The sequence below is a fragment of the Gammaproteobacteria bacterium genome (assembly GCA_029881255.1).
GTDB lineage: Bacteria > Pseudomonadota > Gammaproteobacteria > S012-40 > S012-40 > JAOUMY01.
Window position 1 is genome coordinate 388,641 of record JAOUMY010000001.1, and the last position, 26,138, is coordinate 414,778.

The 26,138-nt window shown below is 47.7% G+C and carries 24 protein-coding genes; 9 read left to right on the forward strand and 15 right to left on the reverse strand.

Annotated elements, in window-relative coordinates:
- The first annotated feature begins 14 nt into the window (after positions 1-14).
- On the forward strand, positions 15-692 hold the full coding sequence (gene trmB / locus OEZ43_01750) for a tRNA (guanosine(46)-N7)-methyltransferase TrmB (protein MDH5544282.1): 678 nt from the start codon (positions 15-17) through the stop codon (positions 690-692).
- Between the two features lie 5 nt (positions 693-697).
- Here the strand turns inward: trmB and serB are convergent, their stop codons facing one another.
- On the reverse strand, positions 698-1,543 hold the full coding sequence (serB, locus tag OEZ43_01755) for a phosphoserine phosphatase SerB (protein MDH5544283.1): 846 nt from the start codon (positions 1,541-1,543) through the stop codon (positions 698-700).
- Between the two features lie 214 nt (positions 1,544-1,757).
- On the opposite strand from serB, the gene OEZ43_01760 reads away from it, so the two are divergent.
- The 3 genes from OEZ43_01760 to OEZ43_01770 all read left to right on the forward strand — a co-directional run bounded on the left by OEZ43_01760 (position 1,758) and on the right by OEZ43_01770 (position 4,512).
- The gene (locus OEZ43_01760; GenBank protein MDH5544284.1) at positions 1,758-2,726 is read left to right on the forward strand and encodes a substrate-binding domain-containing protein; all 969 of its coding nucleotides are present in this window, start codon (positions 1,758-1,760) and stop codon (positions 2,724-2,726) included.
- Positions 2,727-2,848: 122 nt separating this feature from the next.
- Entirely contained in the window at positions 2,849-3,655 is an 807-nt protein-coding gene (locus OEZ43_01765; GenBank protein MDH5544285.1) for an ion transporter, read from the forward strand.
- A 134-nt stretch (positions 3,656-3,789) separates the two neighbouring features.
- Positions 3,790-4,512, forward strand: coding sequence for a glucosaminidase domain-containing protein (locus OEZ43_01770; protein MDH5544286.1), 723 nt, complete (start codon positions 3,790-3,792; stop codon positions 4,510-4,512).
- Here the strand turns inward: OEZ43_01770 and OEZ43_01775 are convergent.
- Positions 4,490-5,566, reverse strand: coding sequence for a polysaccharide deacetylase family protein (locus tag OEZ43_01775; GenBank protein ID MDH5544287.1), 1,077 nt, complete (start codon positions 5,564-5,566; stop codon positions 4,490-4,492). The genes OEZ43_01770 and OEZ43_01775 overlap by 23 nt on opposite strands.
- 93 nt (positions 5,567-5,659) lie before the next feature.
- Between OEZ43_01775 and OEZ43_01780 the strand changes: the two genes are divergently transcribed.
- A complete protein-coding gene (locus OEZ43_01780; GenBank protein ID MDH5544288.1) occupies positions 5,660-6,064 on the forward strand; it encodes a hypothetical protein in 405 nt (134 codons plus the stop codon).
- Between the two features lie 28 nt (positions 6,065-6,092).
- Here the strand turns inward: OEZ43_01780 and OEZ43_01785 are convergent, their stop codons facing one another.
- The 3 genes from OEZ43_01785 to OEZ43_01795 all read right to left on the reverse strand — a co-directional run bounded on the left by OEZ43_01785 (position 6,093) and on the right by OEZ43_01795 (position 9,031).
- Positions 6,093-6,971, reverse strand: coding sequence for a phosphoribulokinase (locus OEZ43_01785; protein MDH5544289.1), 879 nt, complete (start codon positions 6,969-6,971; stop codon positions 6,093-6,095).
- A 201-nt stretch (positions 6,972-7,172) separates the two neighbouring features.
- Positions 7,173-8,441, reverse strand: a complete 1,269-nt coding sequence (waaA, locus tag OEZ43_01790; GenBank protein ID MDH5544290.1) for a lipid IV(A) 3-deoxy-D-manno-octulosonic acid transferase — start codon at positions 8,439-8,441, stop codon at positions 7,173-7,175.
- A 2-nt stretch (positions 8,442-8,443) separates the two neighbouring features.
- Positions 8,444-9,031 (reverse strand): phosphatase PAP2 family protein, encoded by a 588-nt coding sequence (locus tag OEZ43_01795; protein MDH5544291.1) that lies wholly within the window; start codon positions 9,029-9,031, stop codon positions 8,444-8,446.
- 77 nt (positions 9,032-9,108) lie between these two features.
- Here OEZ43_01795 and OEZ43_01800 point away from each other — a divergent pair, with 77 nt between their 5' ends.
- Positions 9,109-10,158: a glycosyltransferase family 9 protein gene (locus OEZ43_01800; protein MDH5544292.1), complete on the forward strand. Its 1,050-nt coding sequence runs from the start codon at positions 9,109-9,111 to the stop codon at positions 10,156-10,158.
- Here OEZ43_01800 and hldE read toward each other — a convergent pair.
- Positions 10,145-11,569 carry a bifunctional D-glycero-beta-D-manno-heptose-7-phosphate kinase/D-glycero-beta-D-manno-heptose 1-phosphate adenylyltransferase HldE gene (gene hldE, locus OEZ43_01805; GenBank protein MDH5544293.1) on the reverse strand — a complete coding sequence of 475 codons (1,425 nt, stop codon included), beginning with the start codon at positions 11,567-11,569 and terminating at the stop codon, positions 10,145-10,147. The two genes, OEZ43_01800 and hldE, sit on opposite strands and share 14 nt — an antisense overlap.
- A gap of 428 nt (positions 11,570-11,997) precedes the next feature.
- Here hldE and OEZ43_01810 point away from each other — a divergent pair, with 428 nt between their 5' ends.
- Together OEZ43_01810 and OEZ43_01815 are read left to right on the forward strand one after the other, a co-directional pair.
- Positions 11,998-12,948: a hypothetical protein gene (locus OEZ43_01810; GenBank protein ID MDH5544294.1), complete on the forward strand. Its 951-nt coding sequence runs from the start codon at positions 11,998-12,000 to the stop codon at positions 12,946-12,948.
- 126 nt (positions 12,949-13,074) lie between these two features.
- Positions 13,075-14,031 carry an SDR family oxidoreductase gene (locus OEZ43_01815; GenBank protein ID MDH5544295.1) on the forward strand — a complete coding sequence of 319 codons (957 nt, stop codon included), beginning with the start codon at positions 13,075-13,077 and terminating at the stop codon, positions 14,029-14,031.
- 66 nt (positions 14,032-14,097) lie between these two features.
- On the opposite strand, the gene OEZ43_01820 is transcribed toward OEZ43_01815, so the two are convergent.
- From OEZ43_01820 to glnE, 4 genes are all read right to left on the reverse strand, one after another.
- The gene (locus OEZ43_01820; GenBank protein ID MDH5544296.1) at positions 14,098-15,231 is read right to left on the reverse strand and encodes a glycosyltransferase family 4 protein; all 1,134 of its coding nucleotides are present in this window, start codon (positions 15,229-15,231) and stop codon (positions 14,098-14,100) included.
- A 15-nt stretch (positions 15,232-15,246) separates the two neighbouring features.
- Complete coding sequence (locus OEZ43_01825) at positions 15,247-15,438, reverse strand: zinc-finger domain-containing protein (protein MDH5544297.1); 192 nt, start codon at positions 15,436-15,438, stop codon at positions 15,247-15,249.
- 23 nt (positions 15,439-15,461) lie between these two features.
- On the reverse strand, positions 15,462-16,382 hold the full coding sequence (locus OEZ43_01830) for a branched-chain amino acid transaminase (protein ID MDH5544298.1): 921 nt from the start codon (positions 16,380-16,382) through the stop codon (positions 15,462-15,464).
- Positions 16,383-16,461: 79 nt separating this feature from the next.
- On the reverse strand, positions 16,462-19,368 hold the full coding sequence (glnE, locus tag OEZ43_01835; GenBank protein MDH5544299.1) for a bifunctional [glutamate--ammonia ligase]-adenylyl-L-tyrosine phosphorylase/[glutamate--ammonia-ligase] adenylyltransferase: 2,907 nt from the start codon (positions 19,366-19,368) through the stop codon (positions 16,462-16,464).
- Positions 19,369-19,488: 120 nt separating this feature from the next.
- Between glnE and OEZ43_01840 the strand changes: the two genes are divergently transcribed.
- A complete protein-coding gene (locus OEZ43_01840; GenBank protein MDH5544300.1) occupies positions 19,489-20,616 on the forward strand; it encodes a PilT/PilU family type 4a pilus ATPase in 1,128 nt (375 codons plus the stop codon).
- A gap of 35 nt (positions 20,617-20,651) precedes the next feature.
- On the opposite strand, the gene OEZ43_01845 is transcribed toward OEZ43_01840, so the two are convergent.
- From OEZ43_01845 to rsmB, 5 genes are all read right to left on the reverse strand, one after another.
- Positions 20,652-21,260: a hypothetical protein gene (locus OEZ43_01845; protein MDH5544301.1), complete on the reverse strand. Its 609-nt coding sequence runs from the start codon at positions 21,258-21,260 to the stop codon at positions 20,652-20,654.
- Between the two features lie 108 nt (positions 21,261-21,368).
- Positions 21,369-21,959, reverse strand: a complete 591-nt coding sequence (locus tag OEZ43_01850; GenBank protein ID MDH5544302.1) for a methyltransferase domain-containing protein — start codon at positions 21,957-21,959, stop codon at positions 21,369-21,371.
- 11 nt (positions 21,960-21,970) lie between these two features.
- Positions 21,971-23,422 carry a TrkH family potassium uptake protein gene (locus OEZ43_01855; GenBank protein ID MDH5544303.1) on the reverse strand — a complete coding sequence of 484 codons (1,452 nt, stop codon included), beginning with the start codon at positions 23,420-23,422 and terminating at the stop codon, positions 21,971-21,973.
- 18 nt (positions 23,423-23,440) lie between these two features.
- Positions 23,441-24,814 (reverse strand): Trk system potassium transporter TrkA, encoded by a 1,374-nt coding sequence (trkA, locus tag OEZ43_01860; GenBank protein ID MDH5544304.1) that lies wholly within the window; start codon positions 24,812-24,814, stop codon positions 23,441-23,443.
- 21 nt (positions 24,815-24,835) lie between these two features.
- On the reverse strand, positions 24,836-26,134 hold the full coding sequence (gene rsmB / locus OEZ43_01865; protein MDH5544305.1) for a 16S rRNA (cytosine(967)-C(5))-methyltransferase RsmB: 1,299 nt from the start codon (positions 26,132-26,134) through the stop codon (positions 24,836-24,838).
- Positions 26,135-26,138 lie beyond the last annotated feature (4 nt).

Here is a 26,138-nt window from a genome sequence, read left to right on the forward strand (position 1 = left end):
AAGAAACCAAACGCATGCGCACCGTGCGCAGCTTCGTCCGGCGTGAAGGTCGAGTTACTGTCGGCCAACAAAGGGCTCTGGAAAACCATTGGCAGGAATATGGACTCGACTACCGAGCATCCCCTCTGGATTTAACTACCGAATTTGGGCGAGAGGCGCCGCGGTGTCTGGAAATCGGCTTCGGTAGCGGTGACGCCATAATCTCCATGGCCACCAACCATCCTGAAGAAGATTTCCTCGGCATAGAAGTTTTTCGCGCGGGGGCGGGGCAAGTTATCGCACACGCGACAGAACACGGTTTGCACAATATCCGCGTTATGCTCATTGATGCTATAGATGTTTTAAAAAACATGATTGCGGATGAAACCCTCGATCGGGTCTACGTATTTTTTCCGGATCCCTGGCACAAGAAGAAACACCACAAGCGCCGCCTGATTAATTCCGAAAACGCGGCATTGATCGCAAGCAAGCTAAAACCTGGTGGTGACTTCTTTCTGGCTACCGATTGGGAAAACTACGCCCAACAAATGCTTCAAGTATTAGATGAATGCCCTGCTCTGGAAAATACCGCCGATGGCTTTGCCCCTCGCAACGAGAGAAGACCACTCACTCGTTTTGAAAAACGCGGCCAACGACTGGGACATGGCGTTTGGGATCTTCACTTTCGCAAGAGATTGGCGCGACATTTTTAACCGCTTTACGGTTTATTCAGCCCTAAAAGCGATAGAAGTCCATCAAGTCCACCAAGATTAATCATGCACCCCGCTTCTTGCTGCACTTTAGGCTTTGCGTGGTACGCGACTCCGAGGCCCGCAACTGACATCATCTTCAAATCGTTTGCGCCGTCTCCTACAGCCATAGCTTGTCGCGTAGAGATACCCAGCTCCGCACAAAGGGTTTCGAGATATTGCTGCTTAACGGCGGCATCGACAATCTGTCCATTAACCGAACCACATAAATGACCTTCTTCAATTTTTAGCTCATTGGCACGCGAATAATCGAGACGATATTTTTCCATAAGCTTACTAGTGAAATAGGTGAAACCTCCGGAAACCAGCGCAAACTTAATATCGTGATTTTTCAAACCGGCTAACATCACTTCCGCACCAGAGTTAAGTCGGAGCCTTTCCGCGAACACGGTATTCAACACATCCACTGACAACCCTTTGAGTAAAGCCACGCGCTGAGTCAATGACTGCGCGAAATCCAACTCACCTCGCATAGCTGCCTCAGTGACAGCTGAAACTTGTGCTTTTTTTCCTGCGAAATCTGCTATCTCGTCAATACACTCGATGTTAATAAAGGTCGAATCCATGTCTGAAATCACCAGCTTTACCTCAGCGGGATCAAATTCCTCTGGCAGATAATTGAAGTCAGCACCAACTTCCCTGGATAAACTCATCAATTCGTGGTGGTCTAGCAAGTTTTCACCATCGAATTCACAAAAACTGTTGTGCGTTGAGATATGCAATGCGCGTATTCGAGAATCGATGAGTTCTATTTTGTCTTCTCCGGGACGCGCATCAAGAATATATTTATACATTAATTAAACCTTTTGAATAAGCAACCACTAATATGCCTGTTTTTCACCTAATTTTGGGGGTTTTAACGCCTGTAAGGTTGCCCTTATCTGATAACAATGTTATTAATCTTGTTCGATATGCGAGGGGAGAAGCTTAGCATATCCGGAATACCTAAATAATAATCATGGACCGAATTCAAATAGAACGCTATCAAAACCTAAAGAGGGAAACACTATGAAATTCGTGAACACTGTCGCCTTGACTGCGGTTGCTGTCGGCCTCGCAATGGGTAGTGCCTTTGCATCTGACAAAAAAGACGATGCAGGTCATGGTCATGACTATCGTACCTTCCACGTTGATGGCAAGATCGAGTATGGTGACATTGCAGACTCCTATAGTTCAGATCTGGTCATGTATCTTGCTGGAAATCAGTTCATGGTTATGGAAGATCTGATCAAGGATTTTCAGAAAAAGAATCCTGATATCAAAACTGTTTACGTGGAGACCATTCCACCGGGACAAATCCTGAAAGGTCAAATCCTCAAGCAGGGTGAGATCAATGGTCAAAAGACTTCTATGACACCTGACCTATATGCAAGTGTTCGAGATGCTCATCTGAAGAAACTAAATGAAAAGAACAAAATGGATGGCAAGTATATTATCTACACGCACAACAAGCTTGAGCTGATGGTTGCCAAAGGTAATCCTAAGAAGATCATGGGACCAAAAGATCTTGGCCGCGATGACATCGTTCAGTCTCACCCTAACCCACTTACCGAAGGCATCTTCAAATTCTACGGATCAGAAATGCTGAAAGACCTGGATCTTCACGCCAAGGTTACCGGTGGAAAGGAATGTAAAGGCTGTTGGGCGGTTGAAGGTAAAACCTGGTTTACTTCACGTCACCACCGTGAAACACCACACCGCATTGAAAATGGTGAAGCAGATGTTGGTATTGTATGGACAACGGAAATCAAAGAAGCTGTTGACGCTGGCCGCCCGATCGAAGGCGTAGCGATTCCTGCTCCATACAACAAAGAAGACAAAGTCGGTTATGCCATCGGCATCCTGAAGGAAGCGAAAAACAAAAAGAATGCGCAAACTTTCGTTGACTATCTGAAAACTGATGATGCGCAAAACATTTATGCCAAGTACGGCTTTATCAAGGCATCCAAGGCTGACCTGACAGAGCGCAACCTCTAAATATAGCCAAGTCATTCTCACTAAAAGGCGGGCTCTTAAGAGCCCGCCTTTTTTATACACGCTTGTTTAAGCATGAGTGTATCCCTATAATTTGCCGAACAGATCTTCAATTTATCGTTAAAATGATCAGTTCAATAAAAAACCTAACCGAATCAAGAATTTTTCAGAATTTCATCGTTGTAGTAATACTATTTAACGCTGCCATTATCGGTATGGAAACCTATCCGGGAGTACGCCAACAATGGGGGATGGTATTACACTGGTCAGATGCACTATGTCTTAGCATCTTTGTCATAGAGATTATTCTCAAGCTACTTGCATGCGGTTCACGTCCTCAGGACTATTTTCGAAATGGCTGGAATCTCTTTGACTTCATAATCGTCGCCGCCGCCTTTGTACCGGGCCTGCAAAGCCAGACGACCATACTTCGTCTTATTCGTTTATTACGTGTCCTTCGACTACTCTCAGCAATGCCGAGTTTACAAATCATGGTAACCGCCTTGTTGCATAGCATTCCCCGCATTGCGCAAATGGCCCTGTTATCCAGTCTTTTGTTTTATGTCTATGCAGTAGTAGGAAACACCTTGTTTGCCGAGCATGATCCTAAACATTGGGGCACGCTACACATATCGCTATTAAGCCTGTTCAGAACTCTAACGCTTGAGGACTGGACCGACCTGATGTATACAGGAATGGAACTATACTCCTGGTCCTGGATCTATTTTGTCAGCTTTGTATTGCTGGCAACATTCGTTATATTCAACATGCTCATCGGCATAATTCTAGGCAGCATGGAAGAAGCGCGTGCCGTAGTTGAAGCGGAAAATAAGACAGAAGAAGAAAGAAACATCGACAATAAGCTCAACGCCATACGCGAAGCCCTTGATGGCATTGAGGATCATCTGAAAAAAATAGAAAACCGAAAGTGAATGCCAAACCCCACTTCTATCTTTCGAAGCTCTTCAAGATAATAACGCTTGTTGCCTTGTGCACCAATTCTGCCCTAGCGTATGCCGAAACCAAAAAGCATATCCAACACATAGAGCCTCTTAGCTGGAAGGATATGGAAAACGTGTTCTTTTTGGAAAGCCGCGGCAACATGATAGACATAATACGCAACCTACCAAAAGACTTTCCTAAAATACGAAATGCCAACAAGCGAAAAAAACTCTTCATACTTGGCCTGCTACCAATTGTCGAACAGGAAAATCTTCGAATCCGCGAGCAGCGTAATTTGATCAAACTTTTTCTCAAAGACGATCACTGGCCACAAGTCGGCGACAGAAAACAATGGCTAAACCATGCAGTTAAACGTTACCGAATAAACACCGCTATTCCAGCAAAAATCAAACAACAGCTACTCCTAAAAGTAGATGAAATTCCAGCACCGCTTGTCATTGCACAAGCAGCCTTAGAAAGCGGCTGGGGCACATCTCGCTTCGCGCTGGAAGGTAATAGCTTGTTTGGCCAATGGACGTTTGCTGAATCAACGGGTTTAGTTCCAGAAGAGCGAGAAGACGGCGAAACTCATCGCGTCAAGGCATTTAACAACATTAGCGAATCTGTGCGTGCGTATATGCAGAATATTAACACCCATCATGCATATAGGGAGCTACGCAATATGCGCCAGAATATGCGTAAACAATTTTCTCCACTGGATTCATACAAACTTGCGTCAGGACTTAATCGCTATTCCCAAATGGGGGACCGTTACGTACGTGAGTTGCGCAGCATCATGAATAGCGATGTTATGATGCGCATCCTTACTCAGGATACTGAGGATTGATCCAAAGATGGCTATACCAGTAATAACGCAGATTTTCTGGCGATGGCATAGTGCAGTTATAACGAAATCTGCGCGAACGAAAAGTGTGAGTCGCGCTAATACTTATAGAAAATTTTTCGCTACTTTTCTTAACATCTACATCAATTTCACCCGCGCCGCTGGCAAAACAACGGAGTCTCTCACTGGCAAAATTTGTCGCAGGAAGAGAGAAATTCATTGTAGGCGGCTTATCCTGTGTCCACAAAGTATCTGACGGAAACATCTCTCTCGGATTAAACGCCATACTCAAGGCCTTCTCTTTAAACGCTTTCACATCAGAAAAATATTCAGATACTGGAAACCTTGGTAGAAAACCAAAATCACTTTCGCGATTAAACGCTCCTGAATGCTGTCCAAAACCTGTATATCCCAATTCTGTCACCAATACGGCAAGTGCCGGAGAAAATTCACCATAGGGATATGCAAACAGCGTCGGGCGTACACCAAGTTTTTCTTCAATACGAGATTGCGCCCGCTCAATATCATCGGTTACGCGTCTACGCCATGCAGACTGTTCTTCTTTCCAGGGTATCAAATGATTATGGGAAGCCGAGTGATTCCCCACACGCATCCCAGCTGCAACCATTTCAGCAATCTGCTCCCAACGCATATAATTCCTATACGCTTTATCAACATGATCAGTGGAAACAAACAAAGTAAACGGTATATTTCTTTTCTTAAGTTCTGGCCATGCATGGGTGTATACGGACAAGTATGCATCATCCACTGTAATCGCGACGGTTCTATCCGGAATTGGTTTCCCGGCTTTCATATACGAAACAATCTGTTCAAGTGAAAAGAACGTGAATTTTTCTTTTTCCAATAAATCGAGCTGTGCGATAAAGTCCTGCATTCGCGTATTGGTGCTTGGCAACGTGGTTTCACCAAATCGATGATAGATGAATACTACCGCACTATTGTCAGGATGACTGGCAATCTCAGCCTTAGCGCTTATTCCACACGCACTCAACATAAAAATAATAATTAGCCGAGTTAACAACGCTAATCTTCCCATTAAACAACCTGCGAAGCCATACATGGTATTTTTTTGTCCTTTCGTCGTATAGACTAACACAACCGAATCCAAATCATTTCATGAGGCTAGCCCGTGTTCACTGTAGAAACTGTTGTCGTTAGCGCACTACTATATGTATTGATGTTAGTTGCGTTTCGCTTTCCTCATATAAGACTATTCCACATCGGCACAATGTCTAGCGTAATGTTGTTTGACTTACTCATGCCTTTTTATCTCTACTTAAACCGTGACTGGAAGGAACGTCTCATCGACGGAGGGGAGATATTTTCGTTTCTGATCTGGATGCATTTTGGCGTAGTGCTAACCTTGTATGCCTTATACATCATGCAGATCATAGAAGGGCGCAAGATCCTGCGCGGAAAAAACAAGGTACGAGAGTCACACCGCAATCTCGGCAAAGGAATATTATTGGTAAGGTTTATAGTCGTATTCAGTGGCGCCTTACTTTATGAACCGGAACAAACACCACAGGTATAAAAAAAGCCCGCTTTCGCGGGCTTTTTTGTCACGCCTTGCGCTTCTTCTCGATCAAATCGTGAATCATAGGCGTCAAAATCAACTCCATTGCGAATCCCATCTTTCCACCTGGAACCACGATAGTATTGGGACGTGACATAAATGAACCATCTATCATGTTCAACAAATAGGGAAAATCTACTCGTTGTGGTTGACGGAAACGAATCACAATAAAACTTTCATCAGGCGTAGGAATATCACGCGCGATGAAAGGATTCGATGTATCCACCGTCGGTACACGCTGGAAATTAACATGCGTACGTGAAAATTGCGGAGTAACGTAACTGATGTAATCAGGCATACGACGCAGAATGGTGTCAACAATTGCCTCTGCTGAATAACCGCGTTGCGCATTGTCGCGGTGAATTTTCTGTATCCACTCCAGGTTGACGATAGGCACTACGCCGACCAGAAGATCGACGTGTTTGGCCACGTCCACGTCACCTGCAACCACACCACCGTGTAAGCCTTCATAGAACAACAAATCAGTACCAGAAGGAATGTCTTCCCATGGCGTAAATTCACCTGGGCTCAGATTCAGACTCTTATAGGGAACGGCTTCCTCTTCACTATGCAGATACTTACGAGTCTGCCCACCACCTGTCTTACCGTAATGCTTAAACAGCTCTTCCAGTTTGTCGAACACATTACCTTCTGGACCAAAGTGGCTCAGAATCTTGCCTTCGTTCTGGAACTTGGCAATTGCCTCTTTCATTTCCGCACGGTTGTAACGATGGAAACTATCACCTTCCACAACCACAGGGTTTATACCTTCGCGACGAAAAATGTGCTCAAAGGCATTTTTAACAGTCGTTGTGCCTGCGCCGGATGAGCCCGTGACGGCAACAACAGGATGTTTAACTGACATATTTCACTCCTCAGTTCTAAAAACCGACTCAAAACGAGGCCTTCCCCGCGCAGGGAATACCTCAAATATTCAACTGGAACGCAGTCATACCCCTTTGTTTTTCATAATAATTAACCCTGTTCTGGCGGGAATACAGGGTCTATGAGGGGCAAAAACGGATAAATGCGGCCCGCAAAAAGGGCTAAATTATACCCTAAGATTTTAATTTGAAGCCAGAATCGAGCTTAGTTGCGCCAAAAGCGCCTGGCTAGCACCTCGGTGCTGCGCCACAATTTCCTTTCCACGCTCCCCCATTTGCTCTGCTTCTTCGGCGTTATTCAAAAGCCTGACCACCGCTTCTGACAGAGTGACACTGTCACTAACCTCTCGCAACGCCTTTTTTTCCTTAAACAACTTGGCCACATCGGCAAGATTACGGGTATAGGGTCCGGTGATAATCGGCTTTGCCCACAATGCAGCCTCGATGATGTTATGTCCACCTACCGGTACCAGGCTACCACCTACAAATACGACGTCTGCCACACCGTAAAACCAGGATAGCTCACCTATCGAATCTAGCAGAAAGACCTGTACATCCTTGCCACAACTCAGTTGTTCACTTCGCCTTTGAACTTTATAACCTCCCTCTTTGAGTAATTCGCTTACTTCGTCAAAGCGCTCAGGGTGACGCGGTGCAATAACAAGTAAAACATCTTCATTGTGTTGGCGCACCAATTCCAACGCTTTTAAAACAATAAGCTCTTCCTGTTCGCGTGTGCTGGCTGCCAACCAGATCTTTCGTTCATGACCAAAATTGTTACTCGCCTCTCCGGCTAATTTCTGCGCGCCATCATCCAGGGCGACGTCAAACTTGAGATTGCCGCACACTTCTAACTTGTCCGGTTCAACACCGATACCGAGAAAGCGTTGATAATCGGTATCGCTTTGACAGCAGATCCGCTGGACCTTATTTAGTGCTGGTAAAAACAGCGGTGCAAATCGACGGTAACGCACTGTGCTGCGATCCGATAAACGGGCATTGGCGAGAAGAATGGGGATTCCGTTTTGCGAACAGCGCTGGTAAAAATTTGGCCAAATTTCGGTTTCCATAAAGACCGCAATATGCGGTTGAAAGGTCGCGCAGAAACGTGCCGCGGCTCCCGGCAAGTCGATAGGCAAGAGCACGCTATCCACATCCTCACCCATCACTTCACGCACTCTAGCCCTGCCAGTAGGACTGGTATTACTTATCAGCAAACGATAATCCGGAAACGCCTTCATCAAATCACGGATAAATGGTAACGCTGCCTGAAACTCACCAACCGAAGCCGCGTGCAGCCAAATACGTTTTTGCGCAATTGGCGTGCGAAAACCTCCCAGGTAGGCAGCCCAGTTTGATCGATAGAGCGGATTTTTAACTCCTCGCCACAGAATATGCACAAAAAGAACAGGAAGTAGCATTCGCATCAGAAAGGAATAGAGATGACGCACCCTCAAACCTTGACTCGATTTTTCCTGGCGCTACCCAGGAGATTTTTGATAGGCCTTATTTGGTGCACTATTGTCGCAAGACACCAACCCATTACTACGCCAAGTGCAGCACCTGCCAACACCTGTGTCGGAAAATGCAAGCCAAGATAAATTCGGGAAATGCCAACGCTGGAAGCCAGCACTGCAAATACGAGAAACCAGCGCCAGGACTGAAGAAGCACACCCAGAAAAGTCGCCAATAGAAAAAAGTTCAGTGCGTGATTTGAAGGCATCCCATTCGGGCTACCACTACAGGCATGGTGAAAAGGCGATTCCACAGTATGTACGTTGAGTTCAACCATTTGACAAGGACGCGGTTTCTGCAACTGGTGTTTGAGAAAGTTACCTGTTGCGTCGCCTATACCAATAGAAACTAACAAAAGCGACCACAACACAAGTGAATATGGCCCGAATCTCTGAAACAAAAGCAATAGAATCACTAAGAGTAAAGGCGCAGCAAACCAGATTTTGTGCGAAACCCAGCCCATGATTGCATCCAGAAACGGATTAGCAAGCGTATGGTTAAAAAAGAGGAGTAATGTTTCATCCATGGCGTTCATTCTACCGTAATCAATTAACGATTTTCCGTTAAAATAGCGCCATCTATAGCACTGCGAATGTCACCAAAATGCCAGAGCGTCAAACCATCAATTCCATTTGTATCATGCGCATGTCTGCGATCGGTGACGCTGTGCTGACCATACCTCTCGTTCAGAGTCTTCAATATAGCTTTCCTCAGGCGCGTATATATTGGATTACCAGCCCCATAATCTATTCGCTATTAAAGGATCTCGAAGGCGTAGAATTTATCGTCGCCGACAAACCTTCTTCATTGAAAGACTATCTTGCCCTGCGACGACAGCTACGAAAATATCGCTTTGATATTCTCCTGGCCATACAGGTCAGCCTACGCATAAACCTGATATACCCCTTTATACGTGCCGAACGTAAAATCGGCTATGATCGCAAACGGGCCCGCGATGGTCAGTGGCTGTTTACCAATGAGCGAATTGCGCATCGTATATGTCATACCCTTGAGAGTTTTCTGGATTTCGCGGACTTTGTCGGCGCAGACACCAGGCATTGGCCATGGGGCTTACCCATTGATCAGGCCACCCAGACGTGGGCGCGCGAACAATTGGCGGCTGGCGCAGGGAAACATATCGTTGTCGTCAATCCCGCGGCCAGTTCCGTTGAACGCACATGGCCCGAGGAAAGTTATGTCGCGCTAATCGACGAACTTCATGCACACGGCGAAGTATTTGTAGTCTTGACCGGAGGACCATCTCCTGATGAATTATCACTTGGCCAGCGGATCTCTCAAGCCTGCATGCAAGCACCACTAAATCTCGTAGGCAAAACGAAATTATTACAACTTGCCGCCGTGTTGCAACAAGCCAACTGCGTAGTAGCGCCAGATACCGGTCCGGCGCATATTGCCAGCGCCGTTAACACACCTGTTGTGGGATTGTATGCGGTTGCCTCGCCAACACTATGGGGACCGTATCGCTCCATGCATCTCAGCATCGATCATCACGCAGAGGCGATACGCACCATCTTAAACAAAGACCCGGATAGTGTCTCGCCAATGACACGGGTACATGACAGACGTGCAATGGATCTAATCACTGTTGAAGAGGTATTGGATAAAGTCCGACAGGCTCTTAGTGTGACTTGATCGCGTCAATGATACGTGAAGTGGACACGCCTTCGACAAAAGACAATACGCGTACTTCTCCTCCGGCGTCACGTACGCATCGGTTTCCGGCGATTTGTTCTGGTCGGTAGTCGCCGCCTTTGACCAAGACATCGGGCAAAACACGACAGATCAATCGCTCAGGCGTTTCTTCCGAGAATGGTACTACCCAGTCCACGGCGGAAAGTCCCGACAACACCGCCATGCGTTGCTCCAGACTGTTGACCGGTCGACTCGGGCCTTTGAGTTTTTTAACCGAATCATCATCGTTTACCGCGACGATCAATCTATCACCCAGTTGGCGTGCCTGTTCCAGATAGCTGACATGACCAGCGTGTAAAATATCGAAGCATCCGTTAGTCATGACTATGCGCTCACCTTTCCTGCGCGACTCATTTACCATCACAAGCAACAGTTCTTCGTCAGCGATTCCTTGCTGATGCCCGTAGCCACTCTTTAACATCATGCGGATTTCGGCTTCACTGGCAGTAGCCGCGCCCAGTTTGCCGACAGTAACACCGGCTGCGATGTTCGACAGCGCCATGGCATCTTCCAGAGACGCGCCGGCAGCAAATGCGGTCGCCAGGGTTGCGATAACAGTATCCCCGGCACCGGTCACGTCGAACACTTCGCGCGCCTGCGTAGGCAGGTGAACTGGGACTTGCCCTTTACGGAACAAAGACATTCCGCGCTCGCCTCGCGTCACCAGTAAGGCTTCCAACTCCAGCTTCTGCACCAACGCCTCTGCCTTTCGCTGCATTTCCTGTTCGGATGCGCAATGACCAACAACGGCTTCGAACTCCGGCATATTGGGCGTAATCAAACTCGCTCCGCGATATTTTTCAAAATCGCTGCCTTTGGGATCCACAAAAACGGGAATCTTGCGCTGACGCGCAGCAGCAATCATTTTCTCCACCCCAGCCATAGTGCCTTTAGCATAATCGGACAATAGCAATAGGCCACAATGGGAGAGCTGCCCTTCTATTCGTTGCTGAAACAGCTGCTGGTCAAACACAAGTGGCGTACTTTCGAAATCGAGGCGTATGAGTTGCTGTTGCTGACTGATGACGCGCAACTTGGTAATGGTTTCGATGCCTGGAGATCGTAGAATATCGCTGACTGCACCGGCTTCCACCAGACTCTGTTCGATTTGTCTGGCCCCTTCGTCATCACCCGCCACACCACAAAGTACCGACTGACCGCGTAGCGCGGCTATGTTCAAGGCCACGTTGGCAGCGCCGCCGGCACGCGCCTGCTGGTTATTGACCCGCACAACGGGTACTGGCGCCTCCGGCGATATGCGTGATGTGCCACCATACCAATAGCTGTCGAGCATGATGTCGCCGACGACAAGAATTTTAGCTTGGGAGAAATCAGGGATGTGTAGATTCATATGCACCGGTTGAGGTTGTCAGGGCTCAAATAATAACATTTTTAGCGTGTTGCATCGTTGGATTAACGACCTTGTTGACCAGAATGATTAACCAGACTGCCGCGGTCTATCTCTGTTAAAACCAACCATCATTTTTTCGCCAACACCCCTAGGTCTTGAATCCCCTCCTTCGGGCGGACGGTTGTGGCGTAGATGAAATGGTATAACGAAACGTTGTCATACACGCTATTTTCCTCATCTTCAGTACAAGTCAATATCACTTAGCGACACTCTCCTGTACCTGTCTGTGACAAACAATACAACACTATCAACGGAAATACTTTGTTGACCCAAGGTTCACCTTACTAGCCTAACCATGATCTAACTTTGTACCTGCTGCGGGTTTTGCTATCATTTTGCCTCATGTAACTTCTGACAAAGATACCCAGATGAAGATTAGCGGTTTTACCTTTATCAAAAACGCCGAATCCCTGTATTTTCCTGCCAAACAAGCAATCGAGTCGATATTGCCTATTTGCGACGAATTCGTTATCGCACTGGGCGAGAGCGACCCAGGAGATAAAACGCTGGAGCTCATACAGTCGATAGGCTCCGATAAGATTAAGATTGTCAACACCACATGGGATACCGCGACCTACCGACGCAACACCATTTATGCGCAACAAACCGATGTTGCCAAATCCGCATGTAGCGGTGACTGGCTATTCTACATCCAGGGCGATGAAGCCGTTCATGAAGACGATCTGGACGAGGTGCTCAAAGCTTGTCGAGATAACCTGGATAATGATCAGGTTGAGGGCTTTCTTTTTAACTATATGCACTTCTGGGGGGACTACTGGCATTACCATCGTTGTCACTGCTGGTATAGAAGAGAAATACGCCTAATCCGCAATCTTCCTAACATCCATTCATGGCGAGATGCGCAGTCCTTTCGAAAATTTGATGTTTGGAACGACACATTCGAGGATTATGTTAAGAAAGAAAGCAGTCATAAACTAAAGGTGAAACAACTCAATGCCAGAGTTTTTCATTACGGCTACGTCAGACCCCCTCGCACCCTATCGAAGAAAACCTCATCGGCCAGTGCACGATACAGCGACAAAGACCCAGCCGAGCAGGAACAGCAGACCGTGAAAACGTTTTATTATGGCCCCCTGCAAAATCTGAACATCTTTACTGGTAGCCATCCCGCTGCGATGAAGGAATGGATTGATCAATTCAATTGGAAAGATGATCTTCAGTATTATGGCGAACGTGATATGAGCAAACCACTCTACAAACACGAAAGACTCAAGTATCGAATACTCTCATACATAGAGGATCGATTTCTTGGTGAGCGGGAAATCGGCGGTTTCAAGAACTACCAACTCCTTCGCTAAAATTCAATACACCATAACAATCGTGGACTCTGGCGTGCATCATACATTTAAACTGTTTTTGCTTTGTTGATGGGGTATTATTGAAAGTCACGATAGGCTAATGAAAAATAACTTCCTGGAAATTGTATGACGAAAAGAGTGTTGGTTACCGGCGGTGCGGGCTTTCTCGGAAGCCATCTTTGTGAACAAATTCTGTCCCAAGGTAATGAAGTGATTTGCCTGGATAATTTTTTCACGGGCAGCAAACGCAACATTGCGCATCTACTCAACCACCCCTATTTTGAATTGCTACGCCACGATGTTACTTTTCCGTTATATGTCGAAATTGACGAAATCTATAATCTCGCGTGCCCTGCCAGCCCCGTTCACTATCAGTTTGATCCGGTTCAGACAACCAAAACCAGCGTACATGGCGCAATAAACATGCTTGGCCTGGCCAAACGTACGAAAGCTAAAATTTTGCAGGCTTCCACTTCGGAAGTCTATGGAGACCCGGAGATTCACCCACAGACTGAAGACTATTGGGGGCACGTTAACCCCATTGGTATACGCTCTTGTTATGACGAGGGAAAACGCTGTGCGGAGACGCTGTTTTTTGACTACTTCCGACAACACAAACTAAGAATCAAAGTCATTCGCATTTTTAACACCTATGGACCACGCATGCAGCCCAATGATGGCCGAGTGGTGTCAAATTTTATTCTTCAAGCCTTGCGTAACCAGGACATTACTGTTTATGGAGAAGGGACGCAGACTCGTAGTTTTTGCTACGTCGACGAGTTGATTGACGGTATGGTAAAAATGATGAACTCACGCGATGACTTTACCGGCCCGGTTAATTTGGGGAATCCCAACGAATTTACCATGCTTGAGTTAGCGCAGGCGGTTATCGACTTAACTGGCAGCCGTTCTAAAATCACACACAAACCTTTACCTCAGGATGACCCGACACAACGCCAGCCAGATATTACTCTGGCTAAAAAGGAACTCGACTGGGAGCCTAAAATTCGTCTGGAAGAAGGATTGAAAAAGACGATCAATTATTTTGACGAGTTAATATCAAAGGAACTGGTTCAATCTTAAATATATTACATCGTGAGAAACTCGCCTTGGGTTTCTCACTGGATTCGTAATCGAACTCAGATATTGTTACAGCAGACCTTGGTAGACAGACATCATATTTTCTGCACACACCTTCGGTTGGAATTTTCTGGTATGCACCTTACCTTGATCAATCATTTCCTGCGCCAAGTCCGCATTATTGACAATTTCCGTTATTGATCTCGCAAGCGTATCGACATCACTACAATCCACCAAGGCCGCCGCATCACCGCCGGTTTCAGTAAAACAAGAACCCGTCGATGCAATCACCGGCGTACCCATGCACATAGATTCAATAATTGGTATCCCGAAACCTTCATATAAAGATGGATACACAAACAATTTCGCCGCCTTGTATAGTTGCGGCAAATCCTCGTTCGGAATATATCCGGGGAAAAAGACCTTTTCCGATAAACCGAGTTTTGCGGCGCTCGCCTGCAAGCTTTTTTTGTATGAACCGTTACCGGCAAGCACCAGCGAGCAATCAGTTCTTGAAGCAAAACTGGCATAGGCCTGCAGCAGGCTGTCGAGATTCTTGCTCTCGGTCAGTGCGCCTACATAAAAAATGAAATTCTGCGGCAAACCAAATTTCGAATACACATCCTGACTATCGACAACAAGGCTATCGTCGAAAAATTTCTGGTCACAACTTTGATAAACCACCGAAATTTTCTCCGGTGCAATGCTCAAATATTCCTGTAAATCTCGCTTAGTCTGCTCGCTTACCGCGACAATTTTGTCTGCGGCCTGACATGCATAGCGTAACTTACGCATATAAATTTTACGATCTACCCATTTATGGAACTCGGGATGCTTTAAAAACAATAGATCATGGACAGTCACAACAGAACGGATCTGAGTTCGCTTGTGAATACCATATGGCAACTCATGACTCAAACCGTGAAAGATATCAATTTTGTCTTTGCTTGCCGCAGATGCAAGCCCGTACATCCGCCATACCGCGGATAATTTCTTCCCTAAAACCGATGATGGTAGACGAGTCTGAACTTTACCCAGTTGCGACAACCAAGCTTTACGCTCATCACCCGCGGGTTTGGCAGAATAAAGTAAATATTCGTATTGAGGAAAATAAAGGGAAAGGTCACGGATCAGGGTACGACTATAGTTACCCAGACCTCGATTATTAAAAAAAGCCCGCTTGGCGTCGAAGCCGATGCGCATTCGGTTGGGAAAACGCTATTTGGATTTTAAAACGTATTCAGCTCCGCAGTAAGGGCACTTGGCCTCACCAGTCTTTTCAATTGGAAGATAAACCCGTGGATGCATATTCCACAGTGCCGTACCTTCCATTGGACAATGTAACGGTAAAGCGGAACGCGTTACTTCAAATCGGCTGCGGGTGTTGGATTGACTCTGATTAGCAGACATAGCTTCTTCACCTGTTGTATTCATCATACGTAGCTCAACCAGTGTTCATATTCGGAAAGTCGTCCGTGAACGATATCGAAATATTTGCTTTGCAGTTTTTCTGTGATCGGACCGCGGCGCCCCTCACCGATCACGCGATTATCAACCTCGCGTATCGGTGTTACCTCCGCCGCGGTACCGGTAAAAAATGCCTCATCCGCGACATAAACTTCGTCACGCGTGATGCGTTTTTCTTTTACTTCCAGGCCCATCTCTTTTGCCAGACTGACTATCGTGGCTCGGGTAATTCCGTCCAGCGCAGATGTTAGATCAGGCGTATAGATAACGCCATCGCGGACAATAAAAATATTCTCGCCACTACCTTCAGCAACATAACCTTCGTTATCCAGCAGCATCGCCTCATCGTAGCCGCAATCAAGGGCTTCACGTAGCGCCAACATGGAGTTCATGTAGTTGCCATTGGCTTTGGCCTTGCACATAGTAATGTTGACGTGATGACGCGTAAATGATGAGGTACGGATGCGAATTCCTTTTTCCAGCCCTTCTGCACCCAAATAACTACCCCACGACCAGGCAGCGACCATCACATGAGTTTGAAGGTTGTCGGCACGCAAGCCCATCCCTTCCGAACCATAAAAACACATCGGGCGGATATAGGCAGAATCCAGTTTATTCTCCCGCACAGCGGCAATCGTCGCCTGATTGACCTCGTCTTTGGAATATGGCATCGGCATTTGCAGAATCTTGGCGGAACGGAAAAGCCGGTCAGTATGTTCCTTCAATCGGAAAATAGCAGCACCCTTAGCGGTCTTATATGCGCGCACACCTTCGAACACACCCATGCCGTAGTGCAGGGTATGTGTTAATACATGGGTCTTGGCTTCGCGCCAGGGGACAAGCTCACCATCGAGCCAGATGACGCCATCGCGATCATCCATTGTCATAAACTACTACTCCTAAAATCTGATTCGGCAATTCACAAGACCGCGTATTCTACCCGAGCCGAACGCTAAGAGATAGGTTTCAACCGGATTCGAGCACAGAATTCCAGATCCGCGTCACGGCATCCCGGCTTTCCTGGAAATTTGACTCCTGGGTGACCGACTTGGATGCCCGGCTCAAGGTCAGCTCATGCACCGCGTGACGATAAGACAAATAGGTGTTACTCAGCAAAGCAGCGTCTTCCGACGAAAGCTTACCGATCCGCTCAAGCGTCTCGATTATGCGCAAATTATCCTGCCAATCAACAAGTTCTGGGTATTCATGGGCCCAGCGCAACACCAGAAACTGGATAATAAACTCAATATCTGTGATGCCACCCGCGTCCTGCTTAATATCAAACACACCTGAATTCTTGCTACCCAGGGCGTCCCGCATCCGCGTCCGCATCTCTTGAACCTCAGTAGCTAACTTGTGGTGCTCACGTTGCTGGCAGAGTATTTTGCGCCGTATTTCATTAAATGCCTCACCTATACTGGCGCTGCCGGCAACCCAGCGAGCGCGTATCAACGCCTGGTGTTCCCAGGTCCATGCCTGCTTCTGCTGATATTCGAGGAAGGCATTCAGGCTACTCACCAACAGGCCCGACTGACCACTGGGTCGCAAACGCGTATCCACTTCATATAACACGCCGTTAGAGGTTTGCGTATTCAACATATGAATGATTTTCTGTCCAAGGCGGGCAAAGTACACACTATTGTCGAGACACTTTTGTCCATCTGTGTACTGCTCTTCCCCCCGGCTATCGTGCAAAAAAACCACGTCGAGATCCGAGCCAAAGCCTAACTCCCATCCCCCCATTTTGCCGTAGGCAATAATTGCGAAACCCGCTTCCCTTTCCTCAGCATCCACCACATATTTAGGACGACCATGGCGCTGCTGCAGTTGAGCTTGAGATAAATTCAGCACTTCTTTGATAACCACTTCAGCGATAAATGTCAGGTGATCACTTACCTTCGCCAGAGGCATCGCATCGGTTAGCTGCGATGCCGCGACGCGTAACACATTGGCGTGACGAAATTGGCGTAACACATCCATCTGCGCCTCGAGATCGCCCTCGTCAACCGAAGCCATACGCAAACTGAGTTCCTGCGCCAGTTCCTCTTTTTTCATGGGCTCATACAGGCGACGCGGATCTAATAATTCATCCATCAATACGGGATTGCGCGTAATTTGTTCCGCAACCCAGGGACTCATAGACACCAGCCGAACCAATTGCGATAAGGCCATTGGATGTTCGATCAATAAGGCGACATATACCGAACGTCTTGCAATCTTCTCGAGCAAATTTACGATTAATGCTAGTGTGTTTTGTGCGTTTGATGCCTTGGAAATGGCGGACAACACTAAAGGCATCAAGCGGTCCAGGCGGGTACGCGCACGCTGAGAAAGTGCCTTCAGGGCATGACTGTTGTGCAAAGCCTTGATAAAAACAAACGCCTGCGCCCCGTCTTCAAAACCCAGTTCTTGCAACAATTGCGCGGCGTCTGCATCTGACATCCGCCCATACCACATTGCCTTTAATGCCGCGCCTTGCTGATCATCGCTTTCCGACTGCTCTTCCGCCTGGGGTGCACTGAAAATTTGCTCAAAATGTTCGTGCACGACTTGGCGGTGATCGGCCAGTTTCCGGTAGTAGCTTTCCCAATCGGCAAATCCCATTGAAAAGGCCAATCGTATCTTTCCATCTACGTCCTGCGGCAACAGATGGGTTTGCTTGTCTGCATAGGCCTGAATGCGATTTTCGCTCAGGCGAAGAAATTCATACGCCGCACACAATTGCTGCACAACATACTCGGGCAACATCCCCATTTGCCCCAGCATATCGAGTATGTACAGAATCGATCGCTTTTGCAGACGTTGTTCGCGTCCGCCACGTATCAGCTGGAAGGCCTGTCCGATAAATTCAATTTCGCGAATTCCACCACTACCAATTTTTATATTATCTTCCAGCCCTTTGCGTTTAACCTCATTGACTATCAACTGCTTCATTTCACGCAGGGATTCAAAGGCGCTGAAATCGATATATCGTCGATAGACAAAGGGCTTGAGTCGCTTCATTAGTTGCACGCCATGATCCACGTTGCCGGAAATCACCCGCGCCTTAATCATGGCGTAGCGCTCCCATTCGCGGCCATGTTGCTCGTAATAGGTTTCCATTGCATCGAAGCTCAGCGCAAGTTGCCCGCTATTGCCAAAAGGCCGCAGACGCGTATCAACGCGGAACACAAAACCATCCACGGTATTTTCGTCCAACAACCGCGTAAGGCGCTGACCGAGTTTGATAAAAAATTCGCTATTGCTAAGCGGTCGTCTTTCACCGCCCGAGGTTTCACCCTCTTCAACAAAGGTATAGATTAGATCGATATCCGAGGAGTAATTGAGTTCGTATGCGCCTAGCTTGCCCATACCCAACACAACCAGATCAAGTGCCTCACCATCCTGGGATTTTGGTGCTCCATGCAAGCGTTCCAGTTCAATTTGAGCGAAACGGCTGGCAACTTGAACACAGGCCTCAGCCAGCAGGGAAAGTTCGCGAAGCGTTGTTTCTAGGGGCGCCAGTTTCGCGATATCGCGCCAGGCCAGCCTGACCATTTCCCGCTGGCGAAAACGACGGATTTTTTGTGCAAACGCAGCTTCTTCGGTTTCGCTTTCAGTGGCGGAACGAAGCTGGTTCACATACTGAAACTCAGGATAATCCTTGTCCAGATCGCCGCTGCCGATCAGCTCTAAGAGCATCTCGGGTCGAACAATACATACTCTGGCTATAAACTCACTACATGCCCAGACCGCTGGCAGGGAATTCCAATGTTTGCTTTCAGGTAAAGCGGTATCCACACCATCGGCGAACAAATCGGCCACACGCCGTTCCACACCTGGGCGGAGCCCTTCCGGCACTCCGGTAAAATCCAATTTATTTCGTAAATTCAAGATACTGTTTCCATGTCTCTGTACATGTCGGTTCTACATACTTTGTCCGGGCTTCATAAACAATTCAAGCGTTTTTAACGTCTGTCGATAATAGATAGGATATAAACAGGGCGGAATTTCATGGAGTTAAGTGATTATTTAAAGTTGATGGTTCAGTACGAGGCGTCAGACCTTTATTTGACCACTGGCGCGCCCCCCAGCATCAAAATTCATGGTGCGATCAAAGCCTTAGAGAGAACCACCTTACCACCAAACCGCGTAAAAGATATCGCGTATAGCATCATGGACCCTGATCAACTGGCTGAGTTTGAACAACGGCCAGAACTCAATCTTGCCGTTTCGCAGGTAGGACTTGGACGCTTTCGCGCCAACATCTTCAAGCAACGCAGCCAGGTGGCCATGGTAATACGCCACATTAAAACCGATATACCCAATGTCGACCAACTGTTGCTACCGGAAATCCTGAAAGACGTCATCATGGAAAAACGCGGACTCGTGCTGTTTGTTGGCGGAACGGGTTCGGGTAAATCGACCTCCTGCGCCGCACTCCTCGACTATCGGAACGCCAATGCCAGTGGACACATTATTACCATTGAGGATCCGATTGAATTTATTCATCAGCACAAGCGCTCCATTATCAATCAACGGGAAGTCGGAATTGACACCGACTCCTATGAAGACGCATTAAAAAACACCTTACGACAGGCCCCGGATGTCATTCAAATAGGCGAGATACGCGATCGTGACACCATGGAGCACGCTATAGCCTTTGCAGAAACAGGCCATCTGTGCGTTTCAACCTTGCACGCCAATAACGCCAATCAGGCCCTTGATCGTATAATCAACTTTTTCCCCGACGACAGACGCGCACAAGTCTTGATGGAGCTATCCATGAACATGCGCGCGATTGTTTCACAACGGCTGATACTCTGCTCGACAGGGAAGCGCGCGGTTGCCGTGGAAATTCTTTTAAATACGCCGTTGGTATCTGATTTAGTGTTAAAAGGGGACGTACAGAAGATCAAGGAAGTCATGGAAAAATCTGAAAACCTGGGCATGCAGACATTCGACAATGCACTGTTCAAGATGGTACAGGAAGGCAGAATTACCGCCGAAGAAGCACTGAAAAACGCAGACTCGCCCAATAATCTGCGTATTAAAATTAACTTCAAGGGCAATTCGCCAGATGAGTCTGAGCCGTCCAATCTGTCTCTAGCACCAAGCGACAACAACAACCCTTTCTTATAGACACCTGGAACTCTTCTTTCGCAAGGACTTCGCTATCACACGCGCTTTTCAAGTGCCTGACGACGCTGGTGGATCAATGCCTGTCTCTGCTCGTGAGTCATATTGGTACGATTGACCTCGTTTGAGTAGTTCGGGTCTTTCTGGGTACAACTTCTGATTACTCGCACGTTTCCTAAAATCGAGACCGGAATAAAATCCTCATCAGGATGTATGACGCAAAAACTATCCTTGGTGGAAGGCATCATACTTTCTCGCAATTCAATCAAACGCCCCTTCCAGGCATAGTTGTGTCGAATGGCGTCATAAGTGAGGGTGTCATCTGCCAGCTCAAGCTCAGGGGCAAGAAGTATGGCTTGAGCTGCGACGAGTTTTTTGCTTTTTGCGCTATTTGAATAATTGTCGATCGCAATGGTATCGCCGATTTTTACTGACAGCTTCATCCCTAACTTCGCTTCCCAGTAATGTCTTGATACGACCAGATCATCCAACAACACTTGTATGACGTCGGTGATTGATCCATGTATAGGAAAATTTGGCAACCTGGAGGCAACATCAAGAATCGCCTTTGCCATGCTGAGATTCTTGGAACCCGCCTCCATTTTGAGATCGGTTAATGAAAATGTTTTTAACGCGGCTCTTGCCATGTCTGCTCCCTCCCTGTTTAAAAGGCATCTTACATACATGGAAACGCGTCAACGTGTGAACTGCTTCACACCCTGAATTGCAAAATGTTTTGGAATATTCGCCAGGAATTAGCGTTGAGGTTTCTGCCCTATAAAGGCGGCTACATTACGCAAGCCTAGTGTAATTTCGCCTACTGTACCTTCCTCACGATAAGCCAGCACTCTCAACCCGGAAAACAGTTGTAGCATTTCGTTTGGTGCCAATCGAAAATCAGGATTACCTGGACCGCTATAGTCAGGCGTTACGTCGCGCACAAAGGTTTGATAACAAAGCAAGCCGCCGGGCTTAAGCGCCTCGCAAATTTTCGACGCCAAGGCCCGTTCCAGATAGTGCGCCACAACAATGACATCGTATTGATTTTCACCCAACTCGGGAGATGTAAAATCGTGAACACTGGCATTGAGTGGTAGATTATTTTCTTTGGCATAGGCATTTAGCTTATCTACAACCACGTCTGAGATATCCCAGGCATCGACCTGTAGACCACGCTTCGCCAGAAAAATCCCATTTGCCGCCAAACCACACGCCAGATCCAGTGCTTTGCCATCATGCGGCAACAAATGAGCATATTCAGTTATCACCCAAACCGCATCTACGACACCCGTTTGTGCCTGCAGATAAATATTGTTCCACTTGTTTCGCGATGCTGTGTCATTCATGATCATCGTACCTAACGTCGCCAAAAAGCTGGTGACAATAAAACAAGTAACGTAAAAATCTCAAGTCGCCCGAGTAACATGGCAAAACAAAGCACCCACTTAGCCAGGTCGTTAATCTCGCCATAGTGTGCCGCAACCTCACCCAAGCCCGGACCCAGATTATTCATGCACGCTGCAACTGCCGAGAATGCTGTAACCAAATCAATACCAGTACCGGAAAGTATCATCGACATCACAATGAAACTAAGTACGTATAAAGAGAAGAAACCCCACACCGAGTCAATAACTCTTTCATCTAGTGGGTTGCCACCAATCTTTACTGTTACCTGCGCGGAAGGGTGTATCAGACGAACAACTTCGCGCGTCCCCTGCTTCATCAGCAACAAAACACGCATTACCTTCATACCACCGCCAGTAGAGCCTGCGCACCCGCCTATAAAGCTAATTGCGATGAGCAACGCTGGCAGCAAACCAGGCCACAGCGAGAAATTCGTGGTCGTAAATCCTGTGGTTGTTGCGGCAGACACGACTTGAAATAGTCCGTAGCGTATCGCCGACTGGGAATCTTCAAACTGATGCGTGAAATAGAGATAGGCTATGGTGATACCCGCGACTGCAAAGATACCCTTCGCATAGGTTCGAAATTCTTCATCGAGGAGATAGGGGCGCACCGTCATATTACGCCACGCCAGAAAGTGTAGCGAAAAATTCACACCCGCCAGTATCATAAACAGAATGGCGACGCTTTCGATAATCTGACTTTCGAAAAAGCCGATACTCGCATCATGAGTAGAAAAACCACCAATGGCGACAGTGGCAAAACTGTGGGTTAAGGCATCAAAAAACGTCATACCTGCGACCCAATATGCAAGCGTACAGGCCACCGTCATGCCCAGATAGATATACCAAAGCGCCTTTGCGGTTTCGGTGATTCTCGGCGTTAACTTGTTATCCTTCATCGGCCCAGGTGTTTCCGCGCGATAAAGCTGCATGCCCCCGATACCTAGCATCGGCAACACGGCGACAGCAAGTACGATAATACCCATGCCGCCCAACCATTGAAGTTGCTGACGATAAAACAGAATAGACTTGGGTAAATCATCAAGACCGGTAATCACCGTCGCGCCCGTCGTGGTTAAACCCGATATGGATTCGAACACTGCGTCGGTAAACGACAGCACTGGCTCGTCAGCAATGATTAGCGGAACAGAACCAGACGTACCAAGTACCAGCCAAAACATGGCGACGACGATAAATCCATCACGTAAACGGAGCTCACGATGATAGTTTCGTACTGGTAACCACATCACCAGGCCGAAACCCATAATCATCATAAACGCGTCAATAAAGGAAAAAATCACGCCATCGTCATAGATTAGCGAAACCAGCGCCGGAGGAAACATGGACAGGCTGAATATCATCAACAGCATGCCCAATATTTTTTGAATGGCTGCGAGTTGCATTAAGCGATAGCCTTCATATTACAAGAACGTCACGCCAACCTGGAACAGGCGTTCGACTTCAACGATGCGACGTTTATCAACCACGAACAGTATGACATGGTCCTCCGCTTCGATAACCAACTTGCTGTGCGCTACCAGAACCTCATCGTTACGCACTACCGCGCCTATCGTCGTACCAGGCGGAAGCTTGATCTCGTCGATCCCGCGCCCTACAACTTTAGATGAACGCTGATCGCCATGAGCAATGGCCTCAATCGCTTCGGCAGCGCCGCGACGCAATGAATGCACAACGGCAACATCTCCACGACGTACATGGGCAAGCAAGCTGCCTATCGTAACCTGCTGTGGTGAGATGGCGATATCAATGATATCGCTCTGAACCAGATCGACATACTCAGCACGGTTGATAACTGCCATAACTTTACGCGCGCCCAATCGCTTAGCTAGCATGGACGACAAAATGTTCGCTTCATCGTCATTCGTCGCCGCGCAAAAAACATCGGTATTTTCGATGTTTTCCTCAAGTAACAGCCCCGAATCAGCGGCATCTCCATGCAGAACGATAGTCTTTTCCAGCATGGCCGAGATTTCTCTCGAGTGCGCCAAATTGTGATCAATTATCTTCACCTGGTACTGATGCTCCAGAGCCTTAGCCAAACGCCGGCCAATATTGCCACCACCGGCGATGATGATACGCTTTACCGGCTTTTCCAGTCGTCGCAGTTCTGCCATTACGGCGCGAATATTTTTCCGTGCCGCGACAAAGAACACTTCGTCGTTTTCTTCAACGATGGTGTCGCCCTGAGGCATTATTGCTTTGCCCTTACGAAAGATTGCCGCAACACGTGCCTGAATTCCTGGCATATGATCCTTCAGATCTTTCAGCTCATGGCCCACAAGAGGACCACCATGTATGGCCTTGACGGCGACCAGACGCACTTTTCCATTGGCGAAATCCAGGACTTGTAAAGCGCCAGGGAATTCGATCAATCGTTGAATATACTCAGTAACAACCTGTTCCGGACTAATTAGTACGTCGATCGGCAAGGCTTCCTGAGCAAAGAGCTGGGGATGGTTGAGATATTCTTTGGCGCGGACTCGTGCAATCTTGGTCGGTGTGTGGAAAAGGGTATAGGCGATCTGGCAGGCAATCATATTGGTTTCGTCACTATTGGTAACAGCCAATATCATGTCAGCATCTTCAGCACCGGCCTGAACCAGCACATCAGGATGAGAACCCATGCCCTGGACGACGCGCACGTCGAGACGATCCTGAAGTGAGCGAATTCGATCTACGTTAGTGTCTACTATAGTAATATCGTTGGCTTCGCTTGCCAGCGTTGCTGCGACACTGGAACCTACCTGACCAGCGCCGAGAATTATTATCTTCATAGTCGCTTATGACTTTCGTCGTTAACTGGTTTTTTCCAATAAAGCGTAGAAAAAACCGTCCATATTATTCTCACCGGGCAGGATCTGACGCCCCACTGACACGGGACTTCCCCAATCGCTGGCGATGGGACGCTCTCTTGCATCGGCATGTTGCTGAAGAAACGCCTGCAATTGTTTGTCGTTCTCGTCGCGAATAATAGAACATGTAGCGTATAAAAGCACACCCCCTGGTTTCAACACGCGCCAGGCGGACTCAAGTATCTGTGCCTGTGTCTTTACCAACTCGTCGATATCACTTTTTTGACGATGATATTTCACATCAGGATTGCGCCGTATCACGCCGGTTGCAGAGCACGGAACATCGAGCAATAACTTATCGACACTATTGGCTTGCAAGTGCTTGTCCAGTTCACGCGCGTCCATCGCCTGACAATCGGCGTGCAAGCCCAGGCGCGACAGTGTCTGTTCCACCTGTTCCAATCGTTCAGGTTTAAGATCAAGCGCGACAATTCTCAAGTCGTCGCTCTGCTCCAGCAAGGCCGCAGTCTTTCCGCCCGGCGCAGCACAGGTGTCGACAATATAGTCTCCGGTTGCAGGTTTCAGTATCGTCGCCGCCATTTGCGCCGCTTCATCTTGTACGGATACGCAGCCCTGAGTAAAACCGGGCAACACCGCAACATCCATGGCAGATTCCAGCACTACGCCAAAAGGCGCGAAACGACAGGGATGAGCGGCAATACCTTGTTGAGATAACTGCTGTAGATACTCTTCGCGCGTTTGCTTGCGTCGATTGACGCGCAAACTCATGGGCGCTTGGGTATTGTTCGCCTCGACAATGGACTGCCACTGTTCTCCCCAATCTCTCTGCAGATATTCAATCAGCCATTGCGGGTGCGCACTCGCGGCCTCTACATCCAGGCGCAGTTTTTCTTCCAGCTTTGTTTGCTGACGCAGATATTCGCGCAACACACCGTTGAGCAGACCGCGCGCCCAGGATTTTTTGCGCGGTACCAGTTTGACGGTTTCATTAATCGCGGCATAGCTGGGGGTGCGCATTTCGCGCAATTGATACAGGCCGAGTAATAACAAGATCTCGATATCTGCATCCTTGGATTTCAGGGGTTTTTGCATTAGCTGGCACTGCAGGTAGTCGAGCGCCAGCAACTGTCTCATCACGCCAAAAATCATGGCTTGCGCAAAAGACTTGTCCTTGGCGTTTTCGATTGCAGACAGTTGTGCCGGTATCAAAGACGAGAGTGAACGGCCATCGATAAGAATTTGTCGTAGAAGTGAGGCCGCTGCCGCGCGTGGGTTTTGCACGCCA

What these genes read in the sequence shown, in the direction of transcription:
- trmB (MDH5544282.1), top strand. Translation starts at nt 15, where the DNA reads ATGCGCACCGTGCGCAGCTTCGTCCGGCGTGAAGGTCGAGTTACTGTC.
- serB (MDH5544283.1), bottom strand. Translation starts at nt 1,543, where the DNA reads ATGTATAAATATATTCTTGATGCGCGTCCCGGAGAAGACAAAATAGAA.
- OEZ43_01760 (MDH5544284.1), top strand. Translation starts at nt 1,758, where the DNA reads ATGAAATTCGTGAACACTGTCGCCTTGACTGCGGTTGCTGTCGGCCTC.
- OEZ43_01765 (MDH5544285.1), top strand. Translation starts at nt 2,849, where the DNA reads ATGATCAGTTCAATAAAAAACCTAACCGAATCAAGAATTTTTCAGAAT.
- OEZ43_01770 (MDH5544286.1), top strand. Translation starts at nt 3,790, where the DNA reads ATGGAAAACGTGTTCTTTTTGGAAAGCCGCGGCAACATGATAGACATA.
- OEZ43_01775 (MDH5544287.1), bottom strand. Translation starts at nt 5,566, where the DNA reads ATGGGAAGATTAGCGTTGTTAACTCGGCTAATTATTATTTTTATGTTG.
- OEZ43_01785 (MDH5544289.1), bottom strand. Translation starts at nt 6,971, where the DNA reads ATGTCAGTTAAACATCCTGTTGTTGCCGTCACGGGCTCATCCGGCGCA.
- OEZ43_01795 (MDH5544291.1), bottom strand. Translation starts at nt 9,031, where the DNA reads ATGGATGAAACATTACTCCTCTTTTTTAACCATACGCTTGCTAATCCG.
- OEZ43_01800 (MDH5544292.1), top strand. Translation starts at nt 9,109, where the DNA reads ATGCCAGAGCGTCAAACCATCAATTCCATTTGTATCATGCGCATGTCT.
- hldE (MDH5544293.1), bottom strand. Translation starts at nt 11,569, where the DNA reads ATGAATCTACACATCCCTGATTTCTCCCAAGCTAAAATTCTTGTCGTC.
- OEZ43_01810 (MDH5544294.1), top strand. Translation starts at nt 11,998, where the DNA reads ATGAAGATTAGCGGTTTTACCTTTATCAAAAACGCCGAATCCCTGTAT.
- OEZ43_01815 (MDH5544295.1), top strand. Translation starts at nt 13,075, where the DNA reads ATGACGAAAAGAGTGTTGGTTACCGGCGGTGCGGGCTTTCTCGGAAGC.
- OEZ43_01820 (MDH5544296.1), bottom strand. Translation starts at nt 15,231, where the DNA reads ATGCGCATCGGCTTCGACGCCAAGCGGGCTTTTTTTAATAATCGAGGT.
- OEZ43_01825 (MDH5544297.1), bottom strand. Translation starts at nt 15,438, where the DNA reads ATGTCTGCTAATCAGAGTCAATCCAACACCCGCAGCCGATTTGAAGTA.
- OEZ43_01830 (MDH5544298.1), bottom strand. Translation starts at nt 16,382, where the DNA reads ATGACAATGGATGATCGCGATGGCGTCATCTGGCTCGATGGTGAGCTT.
- OEZ43_01840 (MDH5544300.1), top strand. Translation starts at nt 19,489, where the DNA reads ATGGAGTTAAGTGATTATTTAAAGTTGATGGTTCAGTACGAGGCGTCA.
- OEZ43_01845 (MDH5544301.1), bottom strand. Translation starts at nt 21,260, where the DNA reads ATGGCAAGAGCCGCGTTAAAAACATTTTCATTAACCGATCTCAAAATG.
- OEZ43_01850 (MDH5544302.1), bottom strand. Translation starts at nt 21,959, where the DNA reads ATGAATGACACAGCATCGCGAAACAAGTGGAACAATATTTATCTGCAG.
- OEZ43_01855 (MDH5544303.1), bottom strand. Translation starts at nt 23,422, where the DNA reads ATGCAACTCGCAGCCATTCAAAAAATATTGGGCATGCTGTTGATGATA.
- trkA (MDH5544304.1), bottom strand. Translation starts at nt 24,814, where the DNA reads ATGAAGATAATAATTCTCGGCGCTGGTCAGGTAGGTTCCAGTGTCGCA.